16 protein-coding genes are annotated in these 16,438 nt (G+C 66.8%); 14 read left to right on the top strand and 2 right to left on the bottom strand.

The window, feature by feature from the left end; all coding sequences use genetic code 11:
- Positions 1 to 32 precede the first annotated feature (32 nt).
- The 11 genes from AC3IR9_RS20455 (at position 33) to AC3IR9_RS20405 (ending at position 11,202) form a co-directional block, all read left to right on the top strand.
- The gene (locus AC3IR9_RS20455; protein WP_489293087.1) at positions 33 to 341 is read left to right on the top strand and encodes a helix-hairpin-helix domain-containing protein; all 309 of its coding nucleotides are present in this window, start codon (positions 33 to 35) and stop codon (positions 339 to 341) included.
- An 82-nt stretch (positions 342 to 423) separates the two neighbouring features.
- Entirely contained in the window at positions 424 to 1,389 is a 966-nt protein-coding gene (locus AC3IR9_RS20450; protein WP_489293086.1) for an NAD-dependent epimerase/dehydratase family protein, read from the top strand.
- An 87-nt stretch (positions 1,390 to 1,476) separates the two neighbouring features.
- Positions 1,477 to 2,199 carry a glycosyltransferase family 2 protein gene (locus tag AC3IR9_RS20445; protein WP_489293084.1) on the top strand — a complete coding sequence of 241 codons (723 nt, stop codon included), beginning with the start codon at positions 1,477 to 1,479 and terminating at the stop codon, positions 2,197 to 2,199.
- On the top strand, positions 2,199 to 2,540 hold the full coding sequence (locus AC3IR9_RS20440; RefSeq protein ID WP_489293082.1) for a lipid-A-disaccharide synthase N-terminal domain-containing protein: 342 nt from the start codon (positions 2,199 to 2,201) through the stop codon (positions 2,538 to 2,540). The genes AC3IR9_RS20445 and AC3IR9_RS20440 overlap by 1 nt, the downstream gene beginning before the upstream one ends.
- Before the next feature lie 174 nt (positions 2,541 to 2,714).
- Complete coding sequence (locus AC3IR9_RS20435; protein WP_489293081.1) at positions 2,715 to 4,499, top strand: DUF885 domain-containing protein; 1,785 nt, start codon at positions 2,715 to 2,717, stop codon at positions 4,497 to 4,499.
- Between the two features lie 100 nt (positions 4,500 to 4,599).
- Positions 4,600 to 4,968: a DUF2946 family protein gene (locus AC3IR9_RS20430; protein WP_489293080.1), complete on the top strand. Its 369-nt coding sequence runs from the start codon at positions 4,600 to 4,602 to the stop codon at positions 4,966 to 4,968.
- 57 nt (positions 4,969 to 5,025) lie between these two features.
- Positions 5,026 to 6,321: a TolC family protein gene (locus AC3IR9_RS20425; RefSeq protein WP_489293079.1), complete on the top strand. Its 1,296-nt coding sequence runs from the start codon at positions 5,026 to 5,028 to the stop codon at positions 6,319 to 6,321.
- Positions 6,318 to 7,304 carry an efflux RND transporter periplasmic adaptor subunit gene (locus tag AC3IR9_RS20420; protein WP_489293078.1) on the top strand — a complete coding sequence of 329 codons (987 nt, stop codon included), beginning with the start codon at positions 6,318 to 6,320 and terminating at the stop codon, positions 7,302 to 7,304. The genes AC3IR9_RS20425 and AC3IR9_RS20420 overlap by 4 nt, the downstream gene beginning before the upstream one ends.
- Positions 7,305 to 7,342: 38 nt before the next feature.
- Positions 7,343 to 10,507, top strand: coding sequence for an efflux RND transporter permease subunit (locus tag AC3IR9_RS20415; RefSeq protein ID WP_489293077.1), 3,165 nt, complete (start codon positions 7,343 to 7,345; stop codon positions 10,505 to 10,507).
- Between the two features lie 201 nt (positions 10,508 to 10,708).
- Positions 10,709 to 10,915 carry a hypothetical protein gene (locus AC3IR9_RS20410; protein ID WP_489293076.1) on the top strand — a complete coding sequence of 69 codons (207 nt, stop codon included), beginning with the start codon at positions 10,709 to 10,711 and terminating at the stop codon, positions 10,913 to 10,915.
- The gene (locus AC3IR9_RS20405) at positions 10,912 to 11,202 is read left to right on the top strand and encodes a hypothetical protein (RefSeq protein ID WP_489293075.1); all 291 of its coding nucleotides are present in this window, start codon (positions 10,912 to 10,914) and stop codon (positions 11,200 to 11,202) included. Before AC3IR9_RS20410 ends, AC3IR9_RS20405 begins: the two co-directional genes overlap by 4 nt.
- 13 nt (positions 11,203 to 11,215) lie before the next feature.
- On the opposite strand, the gene AC3IR9_RS20400 is transcribed toward AC3IR9_RS20405, so the two are convergent.
- On the bottom strand, positions 11,216 to 12,436 hold the full coding sequence (locus AC3IR9_RS20400; RefSeq protein WP_489291085.1) for an ISL3 family transposase: 1,221 nt from the start codon (positions 12,434 to 12,436) through the stop codon (positions 11,216 to 11,218).
- Between the two features lie 304 nt (positions 12,437 to 12,740).
- Entirely contained in the window at positions 12,741 to 13,991 is a 1,251-nt protein-coding gene (locus AC3IR9_RS20395) for a glycosyltransferase (protein WP_489293074.1), read from the bottom strand.
- Positions 13,992 to 14,291: 300 nt separating this feature from the next.
- Between AC3IR9_RS20395 and rpmB the strand changes: the two genes are divergently transcribed.
- The 3 genes from rpmB to cls all read left to right on the top strand — a co-directional run bounded on the left by rpmB (position 14,292) and on the right by cls (position 16,420).
- Entirely contained in the window at positions 14,292 to 14,528 is a 237-nt protein-coding gene (rpmB, locus tag AC3IR9_RS20390) for a 50S ribosomal protein L28 (RefSeq protein WP_019185625.1), read from the top strand.
- A gap of 10 nt (positions 14,529 to 14,538) precedes the next feature.
- Positions 14,539 to 14,706 carry a 50S ribosomal protein L33 gene (rpmG, locus tag AC3IR9_RS20385; RefSeq protein WP_489295928.1) on the top strand — a complete coding sequence of 56 codons (168 nt, stop codon included), beginning with the start codon at positions 14,539 to 14,541 and terminating at the stop codon, positions 14,704 to 14,706.
- Positions 14,707 to 15,001: 295 nt separating this feature from the next.
- The gene (cls, locus tag AC3IR9_RS20380) at positions 15,002 to 16,420 is read left to right on the top strand and encodes a cardiolipin synthase (RefSeq protein ID WP_489293072.1); all 1,419 of its coding nucleotides are present in this window, start codon (positions 15,002 to 15,004) and stop codon (positions 16,418 to 16,420) included.
- Positions 16,421 to 16,438: the final 18 nt, after the last annotated feature.

Raw genomic sequence — 16,438 nt, 5'->3', positions numbered from 1 at the left:
CCCGCTCCGCGCTTGAGGATTCCCCCCCAGCAATGAACCCAGCCAAGGTCGACCGCAACCATCTGTTGCGTCTGACCGACCTGCCAAATGTCGGGCCGGCCTGTGAGAAAGATCTGCGTCTGATCGGCATCCGCGTGCCCGCGCACCTGCGCGGCCGCGACGCCTATGACATGTATGCGCAGCTGTGCCTGCGCACCGGGGTGATGCATGACCCGTGCGTGATCGACGTGTTCCTGTCGATCGAGCGCTTCATGCAGGGCGACGCACCGCGCCCGTGGTGGGATTTCAGCAAGGAACGCAAGGCCACGCTGGCCAGGGAAACGCCGCTCACGCTGAGGTGACGGCGGCCAGTACGCGCCACGGTTCGCACCGGGCGTTGCCTGCATTGGTATCCTGCCGTATGCAATTTCCAGGACCCCTGTCATGACCCTCCTCGTTACCGGCGCCGCAGGCTTCATCGGTGCCAACACCGTGCGTGCCCTGCTCGATGCGGGGGAGCGCGTGGTTGGCCTGGACAACTACAACGATTACTACGACCCGCAGATCAAGCGCGACCGGGTGGCCGCGTTGTGCCCGCACGCCGATATCCGCGTGCTGGACCTGACCGACCGCGACGGCCTGGCCGCGCTGTTCGACGAGGTCAACCCGACCGGGGTAATCCACCTGGCCGCGCAGGCCGGGGTGCGCTATTCGCTGGAAAACCCGCACGCCTACGTGGACAGCAACCTGGTCGGCTTCGTCAACATCCTCGAGCTGTGCCGCCATCGCGGCGTGGCGCACCTGGTGTATGCCTCCAGCAGTTCGGTGTACGGCGATTCGGCCACCCCGCCATTTTCCGAAGACCAGCGCATCGACAAACCGCGCTCGCTGTATGCCGCTACCAAGGCCGCCAACGAGTTGATGGCCTATACCTACGCCCAGTTGTACGGCCTGCGCGCCACCGGCCTGCGCTTCTTCACCGTGTACGGGCCGTGGGGCCGGCCGGACATGGCACCGCTGCTGTTCTCGCGCGCGGTCCTGGCCGGGCGCGCCATCGAGGTGTTCAACGAAGGGAAGATGCAGCGCGACTTCACACATGTCTCTGACATCGTCGCCGGTATTCTCGGCGCGCTGGCGCACCCGTCCGGCGAGGACGTACCGCACCGTGTATTCAACCTGGGCAACCACACCCCGATCGAGCTGGAGCAGTTCATCGGGATCATCGAAGCCGCCGCCGGACGCCCGGCGCAGAAGATCTACAAGCCGATGCAGCCCGGCGACATGGTCCGCACCATGGCCGATACCACGCGCGCGCGTGACGCCTTCGGCTTTGATCCGGCCACGCCCATCGAGCGCGGCCTGCCGCCGGTGGTGGCCTGGTGCCGCGATTATTTCGGCGATCACGCCTGAAACACATGTACTGATTCATCTTCGGATAATCTCGGCTGCGGACAATGCGCGCTCTTTTCCATGCCCGGCCCCCTGCAGAGCCCGAACATGAGCCAACTCCAGCTGTCGGTTGTCGTCCCGGTCTTCAACGAACGCGACAACGTCACACCCCTGATCGATGAGATCACCGCGGCCCTGCGTGGGCAGGTCGACTTCGAGATCGTCTACATCGACGACCAGTCGCGCGACGACACCCTGGCCGTGCTGCAGGGGCTCAAGGCGGCCAACCCCGAGCTGCGCGTGCTGCACCATGTCAGCCAGAGCGGGCAGAGCACTGCGGTACGCAACGGCGTCAAGCACGCGCGGGCAGCGTGGATCGCCACCCTCGACGGTGATGGCCAGAACGACCCGGCCGATATCCCCAAGCTGATCGCCGCGCGAGCCGCGGCCACGCCACAGGTCAAGTTGTTTGCCGGCTGGCGGGTCAACCGCCAGGATTCGGGCAGCAAGCGCTGGGCCAGCCGGTGGGCCAACGCGATCCGCGCGCGCATGCTGCGCGATGACACCCCCGATACCGGTTGCGGCATCAAACTCTTCGAGCGCGCCGCGTTCCTGGACCTGCCCTACTTCGACCACATGCACCGCTACCTGCCGGCGTTGATGCAGCGCGCCGGCTGGAAAACCGTGAGCGTGCCGGTCAACCACCGCCACCGTACCGCCGGGGTCTCCAAGTACACCAACCTGGGCCGCGCACTGGTCGGCATACGCGACCTGCGCGGCGTGGCCTGGTTGATCACGCGCAGCAGGCGCACCGCCGTGGAAGAGCGCTGATGGAACTGCACTGGCTCGACCAGCCGCTGACCTGGCTGTACTGGACCGGCCTGCACGTGACCGGCTGGAAGCTGATCGGCTACACCGGCGCACTGATGTTCGGCGGCCGTTGGCTGGTGCAGTTCGTGGCCTCCCGGCGCGCCGGCAAACCGGTGATCCCGCGCGTGTTCTGGTACATGAGCGTGATCGGCAGCCTGATGACGCTGAGCTACTTCCTGTTCTCGGCCAAGCAGGATTCGGTGGGCGTGCTGCAGAACCTGTTCCCGGCGTTCACCGCGTTGTACAGCTTGAAGCTGGATATCCAGCATCGCGGGTGGAAGCGGGACAAGGCGGCGCATTGAGGCTGCGCGTCCACCGACCAACGGTCGGTGGCTACCACGCGCCTGCGGCGCTGGGGTCCCGGCCGGTGGCCGGTCCCCAGGTCCTGCCTGCGTCGCGGCAGGACCTTTGATCCATGCGAACCTGATTGACCGGTGCCATGATCGGGGATTGCCGTCCACCGGGAACCGCTGATCGTGAAATCGTCCCTTGTCACCGCGCTGCTGCTCGCCCTGGCCCTTCCTGCCCACGCCGCGCTGGCCGCGCCGCCCATCGCACCGCCTGCCGCGCCTGCCAGCCTGGCCACCGAAAGCGCTGTCGATGCGCAGTTCAAGGCTATTTACGAAACCGAGTGGAAATGGCGCCAGGCCGGTGGCGGTGAAGCCAGTGAGGATGGCGACGGTCCGGCCAAGGCGACCCGCATGCCCGATATCGGCGCTGCCGCCCAGCAGGACCGGCTGAAGGTCTGGGACGAGGTGCTGGCCAAGCTCGATAGGCTCGACCCCAAGGCGCTTTCGGCCGACAACCAGATCAACTACGCGATCTACCGCGACCAGGTGTTCAACCTGGCCGCCGACATCCGCATGCGCGGCTACGAAATGCCGTTCAACGCCGATTCCTCGTTCTGGTCCAACCTGTCCTTCATGGCCCGGCGCGAGATGAAGACCGCGCAGGACTACCGCAACTACATCGCGCGCCTCAACGATGTGCCGCGCTACTTCGACCAGCAGACCGAGAACATGCGCGCCGGCCTCAAGCGCGGTTTCAGCGTGCCGCGTGCGGTGCTCGATGGCCGTGAGGTTTCCATCGCCACGGTGTCCGAGCTGAAGGATCCCACCGCGTCGCCGCTGTATGCGCCGTTCAAGAAGCTGCCGGCGAGCATCCCCGCTGCCGAGCAGGCCGACCTGCAGGCGCAGGCGCGCCAGGCCATTGGTGGCTCGGTGGTACCGGCATTCGCCAAGCTGCGTACGTTCTTCGTCAACGAGTACGTGCCGCAGGCGCGCACCACCCTGGCTGCCGAAGCCATGCCCGATGGCAAGGCGTACTACAAGCAGCAGATCCACCAATACACCACGCTGGACCTCACCCCGCAGCAGATCCACGAGATCGGGCTGAAGGAAGTGGCGCGCATCCAGACCGAAATGAACGGCATCATCGAGCAGGTGCAGTTCAAGGGCAGCTTCGCCGAGTTCCTCACCTTCCTGCGCACCGACCCGCAGTTCTACGCCAAGACCCCCGACGAGCTGCTGCACCGCGCCGCGTGGATCTCCAAGCGCGTGGACGGGGTGATCGGCAAGTACATGACCCTGCCGCGCGCGCGCTTCACCATCGTGCCGGTGCCGCCGGACATCGCCCCGTTCTGGACCGCCGGCCGGGGCGGCATGGGTACCTACTGGCTCAATACCTACAACCTGCCCGCGCGGCCGCTGTACAACCTGCCGGCATTGACCCTGCACGAGTCCGACCCGGGCCATGCGCTGCAGGGCGCGCTGGCCGCCGAGCAGGGCGAGCAGCCCGAGTTCCGCCGCACCGCCTACATCTCCGCCTACGGAGAGGGCTGGGGCCTGTACTGCGAGAAGCTCGGGGTGGAAATGGGCATCTATGAAACCCCCTACGAAGACTTCGGCCGCCTGACCTATGAAATGTGGCGCGCCGCGCGCCTGGTCATCGATACCGGCGTGCACCACAAGGGCTGGACCCGTGCGCAGGCCATCGCCTACCTGCGCGACCACACCGCGTTGAGCGAGCATGAAGTCACCACCGAGGTCGACCGCTATATCTCCTGGCCCGGCCAGGCCTTGAGCTACAAGCTGGGCGAGATCGCCATCGTGCGCCTGCGCGCGCAGGCCGAGCAGGAACTGGGCGACCGCTTCGACGTGAAGTCCTTCCACGATGCCGTGCTCAAGCAGGGCTCGGTGCCGTTGCCGGTGCTGGAGCAGCAGATCCAGGCCTACATCGCCCAGCGCAAGGCGGCTCCCTGAGCCGGTCGGGATCGGTCGCGCTGCGGCCGATCCCGACAATGTGAACGGCGCCGTGCCGCTGCGATTGTGTAACGCGCAAGCGGCCCGCTACCCTGCGCCCATGTTCCGCCGTGCCCGCCCGCGTCCGTCCCTGTTGCTGCGCCTGCTGATGCTGGTGGCGGTCGGCCTGGGTGTGTTCGGCACGGCCACGGCCTCGGCGCTGGCCGACATCCATATCAGCCTGCATACCGATGCGGTCCCTGCCGACATGGCGGCGCCGGCAACCAGCGAGCCGGACCCGGCCGACGGCGACCTGCTGCATGCCTTGGTCCACTGCGGCCACTGCCACGGCCACGGCGGCGTCCTGCCGATGGCCTCGCTGCCGTGGGTACTGCCTGCCGCACCCGCACACAGCGTGCCGCCCGGGCTGACCACGCAGTTGCGCACGCAGTCGCCCGAGAGCCTGTTGCGCCCCCCGAAAGCGTCCTGATGCCACGCGGCCACGTGCCGCCGTTGTCCATCTGAAACGCTATCTGGAGATTCCCCCATGTGGATGCGCCTGGCAGCCTTGGCTGCCTTTGCGTTCGTGCCGTGCGTGTATGCGCAGGGCAGCACGCCCGCTGTTGCTTCACCCCCGGCTGCACTGACCCTCGACGACGCCATCGCGCGCGTCGCCCAATACCATCCCGACCTGCGCCTGGCCGACGCGCAGCGCCCGATCTGGGAGGCACGCCGCGACGCCGCTGCCCTGCGGCCACCGCTCAGCGTGGGGGTGGATCTTGAAAACGCACTGGGCACTGGCGATGCCAGTGGCTTCCGCGCTGCCGAACTGACCGTCACCCTGGCCGGCGTGCTCGAACGCAGCGGCAAGCTGGATGCGCGCCGTGCGGTGGCCCAGGCCAACCTGGACAGCCTGGCCCCGCAGCGCGAAACCACCCGTCTGGACCTGATGGCCGAAGTAGCGCGCCGCTACCTGGCCGTGACCGAAGCCCGCCAGCAGCTGGCCATCGCGTTGACCGACATCGAGCAGCGCAAGCGTGCGGTCGCCGCCGCGCGGCTGCGCCTGCAGGCCGGTGCCTCGCCCGAATCGGTGCTGATGACCGCGCAGGCGATGCTGGCCCAGGCCGAACTGGACCGCGACCGCGCCCGCCAGGCTGACCAGTCCGCCCGCGCAGCCTTGTCGGCGTTGTGGCGACAACGTGATCCCGGCTTCGACGTGGTCACCGGCGACCCCATGCAACTGCCGGCATTGCAGGATTTCGCGCTGCTCGCCGAAGAACTGCAGCGCACCCCGGAACTGGCCGTATTGGCCAGCGAGCGCCGCGTGCGCGAAGCGCAGGTGCAACTGGCTCGCACCGCGGCACGGCCGGATTTCAACTGGCAGGTGGGCGTGCGCAACAGCCGCGACAGCCGCGACACCTCGCTGGTGGCCGGCTTCAGCGTGCCGCTGGGCAGCGTCAGCCGCGCCGCGCCGGAGATCCGCGCCGCCGAGGCCGAGCTGGCCCTCAACAGTGTCGAGCGCGATGCGCGCGCGCTGCAGCTGTACGCCACGCTTGCCGAAGCGCACGGCCGCTACCTGACCTCGCGGCTGGAAGTCACGCGGATGTCGCGCGACGTGCTGCCGCAACTCAAGCGCGCCGAAAACGCGGCCGAGAAAGCCTGGCGTGCCGGTGCCATCAGCTACATGGAATGGGCGCAGCTGCAGGCCATGCGTATCGATGCGCGCCAGCGCCAGCTCGATGCGGCCATCGCCGCACAGACTGCCCTGATCGAAATCCAGCGTCTCACTGGCCAGAGCATGGTCGCCACTACTGACACCGTGTCCACGGAGAACCGCCCATGACCCTTTCTGCGCACCGCACCGTGCTGGCTGCCGGGCTCCTGCTGGCCCTGTTGGCGCTGACCGGCTGTGGCAAGGACACGCCCGCCTCCGCACCGGCCGACACCGCCGCCGACCCGGGCCACGGCGAAGCCGGCCATGAGGACAACGAAGACGACCACGCTGCCGCGGAAAGCACCACCATCGCCGCCGCCATGGCCGAACAGGCCGGCATCCGTGTCGCCCCGGTGGCCGCCGGCACCATCGCCGATGAACACGACGTACAGGGCTTGTTGACCCCGGTCGATGGCCGCGTCGCCCAGGTGATGGCACGCTTCCCCGGCCCGATCCGTTCGCTGCGCGCCAACGTCGGCGACACGGTCCGCGCCGGGCAGGTGCTGGCCAGCATCGAAAGCAATCTCAGCCTGACCACCTATACCGTCAGCGCGCCGATTGCCGGCGTGGTGCTGGCGCGGCAGGCGCAGGTCGGCGGCGTGGCGGGAGAGGGCACGCCGTTGTTCGAGATCGGCGACCTGTCCACGCTGTGGGTGGACCTGCATATCTTCGGCAAGGACACCCAGCACATCACCGCCGGCGTACCGGTCACCGTCTCGCGCATGACCGACGGCGTCAGCCAGACCACCACGCTCGAACGCGTGCTGCCCGGCACCGCCACCGCCAGTCAGAGCACCGTGGCCCGCGCCACGCTGCGCAACGAGGACGGCCTGTGGCGGCCAGGTGCGGCGGTCAAGGCGCGCATCGTGGTGGCCACCCAAGCGGCCGCGCAGGTGGTGCCGTTGAGCGCACTGCAGAACATGGACGGCAAGGACGTGGTGTTCGTCCGCAGTGGTGAGACCTACACCGCCCGCCCGGTCACGCTGGGCGCGCGCGATGCGGGCCAGGTGGAAGTGCTGTCCGGGCTGACCCTCGGCGAAGACGTGGTGGTGGAGCAGAGCTACGTGGTGAAGGCCGATATCGGCAAGGCGGGGGCATCGCATGAGCATTGACCGCACCGTGCCGCCTGTTGCGCGTGGAGGGTGCCGGCATGCTTGAGCGCATCATTGGCGCGTCCATCGCCCATCGCTGGTTGATGATGACCCTGACCCTGGCGCTGATCGCCGTGGGCATCTGGAGCTTCACCAAGCTGCCCATCGACGCCACCCCGGACATCACCAACGTCCAGGTGCAGATCAACACCGCCGCCCCCGGCTACTCGCCGCTGGAGACCGAGCAACGCATCACCTATCCCGTTGAAACCGTGATGGCCGGGTTGCCGCGCATGGAGCAGGCGCGTTCGCTGTCGCGCTACGGGCTCTCGCAGGTGACGGTGGTGTTCGAAGACGGCACCGACATCTACTTCGCGCGCCAGCAGGTGGCCGAACGCCTGCAGCAGGTGAAATCGCAGATTCCCGACGGACTGGACCCGCAGCTGGGCCCGATCTCCACCGGCCTCGGCGAAATCTTCATGTACACCATCGACGCCGACCCCAAGGCACGCAAACCCGATGGCAGCGCCTACACCGCCACCGACCTGCGCACGCTGCAGGACTGGGTGATCCGGCCGCAGCTGCGCAACGTGCCCGGCGTGACCGAGGTCAACACCATCGGTGGCTTCCAGCGCCAGGTGCACATCACCCCAGACCCGGCGCGCCTGCGTGCGCTCGGCTTCACCCTGGAAGACGTGGCCGCGGCGGTGGAAGCCAACAACCAGAATGTCGGTGCGGGCTATATCGAACGCAACGGCCAGCAGTTCCTGGTGCGCATTCCCGGGCAGGTGGCCAACCTGGAGGAGATCGGCAACATCGTGCTGGCCCGCCGCGAAGGCGTGCCGATCCATGTGCACGACGTGGCCGAGGTCAAGGACGGGCCGGAACTGCGCAGCGGTGCGGCCACCCAGAATGGCCACGAAGTGGTGATGGGCACGGTGGTGATGCTGATCGGCGCCAACAGCCGCGATGTCGCCCAGGCCGCGGCCGCGCGCCTGGAGCAGGCGCAGGCCAGCCTGCCGCAGGGCGTCACCGTCACCGCCAGCTACGACCGCACCGCGCTGGTGGACCGCACCATCCAGACAGTGGCCAAGAACCTGGTCGAGGGCGCGCTGCTGGTGGTGGTGGTGCTGTTCCTGCTGCTGGGCAACTTCCGCGCCGCGCTGATTACCGCCGCGGTGATCCCGCTGGCGATGCTGTTCACCCTCACCGGCATGGCCCGCGGGGGGGTATCGGCCAACCTGATGAGCCTGGGCGCGCTGGACTTCGGGCTGATCGTCGATGGCGCGGTGATCATCATCGAAAACTGCCTGCGCCGCTTTGGCGAGCGCCAGCACGCACTCGGCCGCGACATGACCCGGGATGAGCGCTTCAAGGAAACCGCCAGCGCCACCGCTGAAGTGATCCGTCCCAGTTTGTTCGGGCTGGGCATCATCACCGCGGTGTATCTGCCGATCTTCGCGCTGTCCGGCGTGGAAGGAAAAATGTTCCACCCGATGGCGATCACCGTCGTGCTCGCCTTGAGTGGCGCGATGGTGCTGGCGTTGACCTTCGTCCCGGCGGCGATCGCGCTGTTCCTCGGTGGCCGCGTGCAGGAAAAAGAAAACCGCCTGATGGCGTGGGTACGCCGGCGCTATGAGCCGGCGCTGGCGTTCTCGCTACGGCGGGGGCGCTGGATGGTGGCCGGCGCGCTGGTGCTGGCCGTTGGCTGCGGTCTGCTTGCCACCCGCCTGGGCAGCGAGTTCGTGCCCAACCTGGACGAGGGCGACGTGGCCATGCACGCCATGCGTATCCCCGGCACCAGCCTGACCCAGTCGATCGAGATGCAGAAGCAGATCGAAAACCGCCTGGTGCAGTTCGCCGAAGTGGACAAGGTGTTTTCCAAGATCGGTACCCCCGAGGTGGCGTCCGACCCGATGCCGCCGTCGGTGGCCGACACCTTCATCATGATGAAACCCCGCAAGCAGTGGCCGGACCCGCGCAAGTCGCGCGCCGCGCTGCTGGGAGAACTGGAACAGGCCGTGGAGCAGCTGCCGGGCAACAACTACGAGTTCACCCAGCCGATCCAGATGCGCACCAACGAGTTGATTTCCGGGGTGCGTGCCGACGTGGCGGTGATGCTGTTCGGCGATGACCTGGACACGCTGTTGTCGGTGGGCAAGCAGATTGCCGCGGTGGCCGGCAAGGTGCCGGGCGCGGCCGATGTGCGGGTGGAGGAAACCAGTGGCCTGCCGCTGCTGACCGTTACCCCCAACCGCACCGCGCTGGCCGGTTACGGGCTCAATCCCGGCCAGGTGCAATCGACCGTGGCCACCGCGGTGGGGGGCCAGGTGGCCGGGCAGTTGTTCGAAGGCGACCGCCGCTTCGACATCGTGGTGCGCCTGCCTGAAGCACTGCGCCAGGACCCGGCCGCGCTGGCCGACCTGCCGGTGTCGCTGGCACCGGCGCTGGCCGGCGACGATGCCGACGAATCCAGCCGCACCAGCAACGGGGCCAGCGGCAGTGCGCGTACCGTGCCGCTGCGCGAGCTGGCCACGCTGGCCAACAGTGAAGGGCCGAACCAGATCAACCGCGAAAACGGCAAGCGCCGCATCGTGGTCACCGCCAACGTGCGCGACCGTGACCTGGGCAGTTTCGTCGGTGACCTGCAGCAGGCGATCGGACGCGATGTGCAGGTGCCCAATGGCTACTGGATCGAGTACGGCGGCAGTTTCGAGCAGCTGATCTCGGCCAGCCAGCGGCTGGCGATCGTGGTCCCGCTGACCCTGATCATCATCTTCGCGCTGCTGTTCTGGGCGTTCGGGTCGGTCAAGGACGCGGCGATCGTGTTCAGCGGCGTGCCGCTGGCACTGACCGGTGGCGTGCTGGCCCTCGCCGCACGTGGCATTCCACTGTCGATCTCCGCCGGCGTCGGTTTCATCGCGCTGTCCGGCGTGGCGGTGCTCAATGGCCTGGTGATGATCAGTTTCGTGCGCAGCCTGCGCGAGGGCGGGTTGCCCTTGGCCGACGCCGTGCGTGAGGGCGCGCTGGGCCGTCTGCGCCCGGTGCTGATGACCGCACTGGTGGCCTCGCTGGGCTTTGTGCCGATGGCGTTCAACGTCGGTGCCGGCTCGGAAGTGCAGCGGCCGTTGGCCACGGTGGTGATCGGCGGCATCGTGTCATCCACCTTGCTGACGCTGCTGGTGCTGCCGGTGCTGTACCGGTGGCTGCATCGGAAAGAATAGTGGTAGTACCCGACCGTGGGTCGGGTGAGGGCTTTGCACGGCAGGCACGCAACGTTGTGCCTGCCGTGCATGACGTGCATGACATCGCGTGTGCGCTTTCAGCGGGATGCTCCACGATGGGGTATCGGTCGCACTTGTTGGGCAAGTTGCGCCGCTATCATCAACGGCTGTCCGGGAAGAACGGTGCATGGAGAGCGACAGGTGTCTTATGGACAGTTCAAGATCGGCGCGCAGCTATATGACCTCACCCATCTCGATCCCTTTACGCTTTCGATCGTGGTGCTCGGCACGAACGTCGAAGTGGACGTGATGTTCAGCTTCCATCTGTTCACCGATCAGAAGGGCAGGGGCCGTTGTTTCCACACCACACTGAAGAACGTTACTTCTGCCTGGATCGCTACCGGTTGAGCCACGACGTGGCGCATTTCATGCGGGGTCCGTTCTTCGACGCATCCGTGCGTCGAAATGTGCGCCAGGTTCGGGGTGAGGCGCGCGAGCAGTACTTCTGCACGGACATGGGCCAGGGCGACATCATCTGGACCCGTATTACGCGGCGCGCAGAACGCAACCGCGCCCACATCTGGGTTGCCAGTGCCTACAACCGCGACTGGCAGGGGCAGGTGCTGCCGAATGGACACGGTTTGTTTCGCGTTTCGAAGGTTCTGGCCGCCAAGTTGGGCATCCCCAGGGCCTGAGCAAAAAAAAGGTTCATCGCGGAATACCGGGGAACGCTGCACGGATTTTCAGGAAGAAGTACTCCTGATCCCGATAGCCGTAGGCCCGGCGTTTGATGACCTTGATGGTGTTGTTGATGCCTTCGACGATGCTGGTATTGAGGCGGTGTCGGCAACGCGACACGATCCCATGCAGATAGGCTTTGAGCCGTTGTGCAAACAGCGCCAAGGCGGCGATTCCGCTGCGCTGGGCCTGCTCCAGCCACTGGTTCCAAGCCTTCCTGGCCCATCCGGGATGGCGGTAAAACCACAGTCGCTTGAGCTCATCACGCATCAGATAGGTGGTGAGGAGCGGTTGATTTGCTTCCAGCAGCTCATCCAGCCGCACCGTCTGATGCCGGTCCAGGTTGCTGCGATTGCGCAGTAGCAGCCATCGGCTGGATTTGATGACACGGCGCGCAGGCTTGTCGTGCCGGAGCTTGTTGGCCTGGTCCACGCGAACCCGGTCGATCACTTCGCGACCGTACTTGGCCACCACATGGAACAAGTCGAAGACGATCTCGGCATTGGGACAGTTGGCCCGGATCTCCACTTCATAGGCCGTCGTCATGTCGATCGCCACGGCGCGCAATTGCTCGGAAACGCCCGGGGGAAGCTGCTCAAAAAAGGCACGCGCCGTATCGCGGGAGCGCCCGTTGCCCAGCCAAAGTACCTGGCGACTGATCGGATCCACCACGACCGTTGCATAGCGGTGACCCTTGTGCAGCGCAAATTCGTCCATCGCCAGGTAGTGGATCTGGCTCCAGTCCGGGGCTTGGACAGACTCACGCAACAAGGCTTTATCCAGTGCCTTGACCGTATGCCAGCCCAACTGGAAAAAGCGTGCCACGGCCAGGATATTGCTGGATACCAGCAACTGGCTGACCGCTTCGGCCAGCCGGTCAGTGACCCGCTGGTAGCGGCCAAGCCAGCTCAACTTCTCCAGGCGCGGCCCAGCGCACTGGGGGCACCAGACGCGCCGTCGCGGCACCACCAGCGCAACGCGCAATGCCATCAGGGGCAGATCGCGTACCCGGCGCACCGTCGTCTCGTGCACTTGCCGGCATCGGCTCCCGCAGTGCTCGCAATGCATCGTGCGGGCCGTGGGTTTGAGGTAGATAGTGACGGTCCGGCTGTCGCCTTCCGGCCAGGCGATCCGCTCCACCCGGTAGCCTTCCCAGCCACCCAGCCTCTCAATCGTCTTCCGATCCAGCATGACCTGACCCCTGAGGCCCTGATTTCAGGCTTCAAGGGTAACGGGAGCCGGCAAAAGCTCCACGCTAATCCGCGATGAACCAAAAAAAAGCGCCCCATCGCTGGGGCGCTTTCAAATGTCATTCTCGGTGCTTGTGCATCGCGTCGGCTTGCGCCTATCCCGCCAAAGGCTGAGGAAAGCACGGGACATGCCCGTCTTCGCAGCACTACTTTCCTGTTGCCAGGTCCCGATCAGCAGTGCCTGAGGGGATGATGCCATGCGGCCAATGTCATGTAAAACCGTCCCCCGGCGTTCGTTAATGTGCCTACGGCAGCAGCTCGTGGAGACCTGTGGGCCTTGGCCTGCATGGGTTCAGCCATTGCTCGAGCCGTGCGACGGCCTCTGCGACCCCATCGTCGCTGGCCATCGACCGTCCCAAGGCATCCGCCCGCGTCCGGGTAGCGGTGTCCTCGGCAAACGCCACCGCCCGCGCAAGGCTTGCAGCATCCAACCGCCGGGGCGACAACGCCGCCGGGGCGACGCCAAGGTGCTGCAGCTGTGCGGCCCAGAAGAACTGATCGGCCGCGAACGGCATCACCAGCGAAGGCACGCCGGCGCGGCAGGCTGAATGCGTGGTGCCGCTGCCGCCGTGGTGGATCACCAGCGCGCAGCGCGGGAACAATGCCTCGTGCGGCGTGGCGCCGATGACGAACACGTTGGCCGGCAACGGTGCCGCGGGCAGCCCGGCCCAGCCTGGAAACAGCAGTACCCGTCGCGGTGCCAGTGCCTGCAGCAGCGCCGGCAGCACGCGCTCGTGATCGAACCCGGTCATGCTGCCAAAGCCCAGGTAGACCGGTGGCGGCCCGGCCTCCAGGAAGGCCTGCAGGTCTGGCGGCGGCTGCCAGTCCGGGTCGGGCGCGCGCCATTGGCCGCACAGGCGATGGGTGTCTGGCCAGTCGGCGGGGGCCGGCAGCAGGCTGGGCGAAATGCCGTACAGCATCGGCAGATCGCGCCAGAGCGTGCGCCGGGCCGGCATCCCCAGTGCCTGCCGCGCCTGGTTGATCGGTGCGCGGAAGGTCCGCCAGACCGCCTGGTTGACCAGGCCATAGCTGAGCCGGTTGAGCACGCCCGGCAGCCGTAGCCGGGGCAGGAACGGCGACAGGAAGGCCCGCGTCGGGGTCAGTGGGATCATCCCGATGCCGATTGCCGGAAGGCCATGGCGCTCGGCCACGCTCATGCCCACGAAGGCGGCCAGGCCGCCGGTCAGCACGCCATCGCAACCGGCCGCGGCGGCATCGGCCTCCCGCATCCACGCGGGCACATGCTGGCGCGCCATCCGGACCAGCCCGCGCGAGGCAGCCAGGGTGTTGTTGCCCCCCGCTACCAGCGCCACCACCTCCTGGTGGATATCGCCCTCCAGCGCGGCATGCGGTACGCCCATGGCACGCGCGCTGCCCAGGGTGCCGCCCTCGGCCAGCAGCATCACCTCGTGGCCGGCGCGGCGCAGGCCATGGCACAGCATGGCCAGGGGCCGGGTGTCGCCTTCGGTTCCGTAGGTGAGGGCCAGCAGCTTCATCGGCGCATCCGGTCAGGGGCTGCCAGTATCGTCGGCGACCAGGGGAGCCGGTGCGAACGGGCCGACCGGCCGCGGCGGCGCGCCCTGGACTGGCCTGTGGACAACTTGCGCTGCTGCGGTCACTACGGCATAATGCGCGGCTCGCTGTGTCCAGAATTTTTTGGATCGGCGGCCGGGAACACGTCATCCGGCCCGCCCTCGACAGCGTAACCCTTTGATTCTCATGACGTGTGGCGGGAAACCGTCGAGGCCGCCGTCGCCCGGGCCATGGGCTGACAACTACTTAAATCGAGGTGCGCAATGTCCCGCGTATGCCAAGTTTCCGGCAAGCGAGTGCAGACGGGTAACAACGTCTCGCACGCCAACAACAAGACCCGTCGTCGTTTCCTGCCCAACCTGCACGAGCGTCGCTTCTGGGTTGCCAGCGAGAACCGCTGGGTCAAGCTTCGTGTTTCCGCGCACGCCCTGCGCACCATCGACAAGAACGGCATTGATTCCGTTCTGGCTGAGCTGCGTTCGCGCGGCGAAAAGGTCTGAGGAGTAAACGATCATGGCAGGCAAGCGCGACAAGATCCGTCTGATTTCGACGGCCGGTACCGGCCACTTCTACACGACGGACAAGAACAAGAAGAACACCCCCGGGAAGATGGAATTCCTGAAGTACGATCCGGTCATGCGCAAGCATGTCCTGTACAAGGAAGGCAAGATCAAGTAATCCGCAAGGATTGCTGATCCTCCCGACGAAAAACCCGCCCTCGTGGCGGGTTTTTTGTTTTTCGCCGAACAACGGCGGAAGCGCAGGGGCGGCGCGTTGCCTGCTGCGCTTGATTCTGGGCCTTGGCCACCCACCCCGGCCCAGTCCGAGCAGCCGGCGGAAGCCGCTTTTGCCTTTTTCACGGGCAAGCGGCCAGCTACGGGCAAGGACCGCGAACGGCCACCCAGCGACCAGCACCACCGGCTGCAGACACCACCCATGGCAGAATGCGCCGACACCTCCAACGGGCGATGCGATGCTCTTCGAGTGGCTGCTGGGCTCATGGCTGTTGATGCTGGATTGGCTGATCCGGCTGGCTGCGCTGTTCTGGATTCCCACCCGCACCACGCCCGGTGCCGCGCGCAGCTGGCTGCTGCTGGTCGGCTTCGTCCCGCTGCTTGGGCTGCCCCTGTATCTATTGTTCGGCCACCCCTGGCTGTCGCGCCAGCGCGTACAGCGCCAGGCCGAAGCCTCGCAGGTGATCCGTGAGGAGCAGGCGCTGCAACCGCCGCTGCGCTGGACACCGGTACCGGACACCGCCACCGCCGAGATCGTGCCGTTGATCGAACGGCAGGGCGATTTCATGCCCATCCATGGCAACGCGGTCGAACTGCTCGGCGATTACGATGCCTCGTTGCAGGCGCTGATCGCCGATATCGACCAGGCCCGCGACCGCGTGCACCTGTTGTACTACCTGATGCTCGACGATGCCGTGGGCGAGGCCATCGTGCAGGCCCTGCAGCGCGCCGCCGCGCGCGGCGTGCAGTGCCGGCTGCTGCTGGATGCGGTTGGCGCCAAGCGCGGGCTGCGCCACTACCGGCGCCGCCTGCAGGCGCTGGGCGTGGACGTCCGTGCAATGCTCCCAGGCGGCCTGCGCTGGCGCCGCAGCGGGCGCATGGATCTGCGCAACCACCGCAAGATTGCGGTGATCGACAACCGGGTCGGCTATATCGGCTCGCAGAACCTGGCCCAGCCGGAATTCGTGCCGGGCTTTCCCAACAAGGAGCTGGTCGCGCGCGTGCGCGGCCCCGGCGTTGCCCACCTGGAGGCGGTGTTCGCCAGCGACTGGTACATGGAAACCGGCCAGCGCCTGGACGTGCTGACCGCGGTGCCGGTGTGCTCGGCCGACGTGGCCACCCAACTGCTGCCGAGCGGCCCGGCGTATCCCTTCAGCAATGCGCGCGATGCGGTCAACGCGCTGATCCACCTGGCACGCCGGCGGATCGTACTGGTCACGCCGTACTTCGTCCCCGATGAAGCCACCCTCAGCGCGCTGCGCATCGCCGCGCTGTCCGGCGTGCAGGTGCAGCTGATCCTGTCGGCCAGCAGCAACCAGCGGCTGACCGCCTGGGCGCAGGAGGCCTATTACGACGAACTGCTGCGCAGCGGTGTGCGCATCGCGCTGTACGAGCCGCAGTTCCTGCACGCCAAGCACCTCAGCGTGGACGAGGATATCGCCCTGGTGGGCTCGATCAACCTGGACATCCGTTCGTTCGCGCTCAACGCCGAGATCGGCATGCTCTGCTATGACACCGGCATCGTCGCCCAGCTGCTGCAGATCGAAGACGACTACCTGCGGCAATCGCGCCAGCTCGCGCTGGACACCTGGCGCCAGCGCCCCACCTGGCGGCGCAGCCGTGAGGGTATCGCGCGGTTGGCCGATGCACTGATGTAGCACCGCAGCGTGGCCTGA

The sequence above is a fragment of the Stenotrophomonas sp. GL_101 genome, from assembly GCF_057835675.1.
This window is presented reverse-complemented; position numbering and strand designations above follow the sequence as displayed.

Coding starts and splice junctions, on each gene's coding strand:
- AC3IR9_RS20455 (WP_489293087.1), top strand. CDS start 33: ATGAACCCAGCCAAGGTCGACCGCAACCATCTGTTGCGTCTGACCGAC.
- AC3IR9_RS20450 (WP_489293086.1), top strand. CDS start 424: ATGACCCTCCTCGTTACCGGCGCCGCAGGCTTCATCGGTGCCAACACC.
- AC3IR9_RS20445 (WP_489293084.1), top strand. CDS start 1,477: ATGAGCCAACTCCAGCTGTCGGTTGTCGTCCCGGTCTTCAACGAACGC.
- AC3IR9_RS20440 (WP_489293082.1), top strand. CDS start 2,199: ATGGAACTGCACTGGCTCGACCAGCCGCTGACCTGGCTGTACTGGACC.
- AC3IR9_RS20430 (WP_489293080.1), top strand. CDS start 4,600: ATGTTCCGCCGTGCCCGCCCGCGTCCGTCCCTGTTGCTGCGCCTGCTG.
- AC3IR9_RS20425 (WP_489293079.1), top strand. CDS start 5,026: ATGTGGATGCGCCTGGCAGCCTTGGCTGCCTTTGCGTTCGTGCCGTGC.
- AC3IR9_RS20420 (WP_489293078.1), top strand. CDS start 6,318: ATGACCCTTTCTGCGCACCGCACCGTGCTGGCTGCCGGGCTCCTGCTG.
- AC3IR9_RS20415 (WP_489293077.1), top strand. CDS start 7,343: ATGCTTGAGCGCATCATTGGCGCGTCCATCGCCCATCGCTGGTTGATG.
- AC3IR9_RS20400 (WP_489291085.1), bottom strand. CDS start 12,436: ATGCTGGATCGGAAGACGATTGAGAGGCTGGGTGGCTGGGAAGGCTAC.
- AC3IR9_RS20395 (WP_489293074.1), bottom strand. CDS start 13,991: ATGAAGCTGCTGGCCCTCACCTACGGAACCGAAGGCGACACCCGGCCC.
- rpmB (WP_019185625.1), top strand. CDS start 14,292: ATGTCCCGCGTATGCCAAGTTTCCGGCAAGCGAGTGCAGACGGGTAAC.
- cls (WP_489293072.1), top strand. CDS start 15,002: ATGCTCTTCGAGTGGCTGCTGGGCTCATGGCTGTTGATGCTGGATTGG.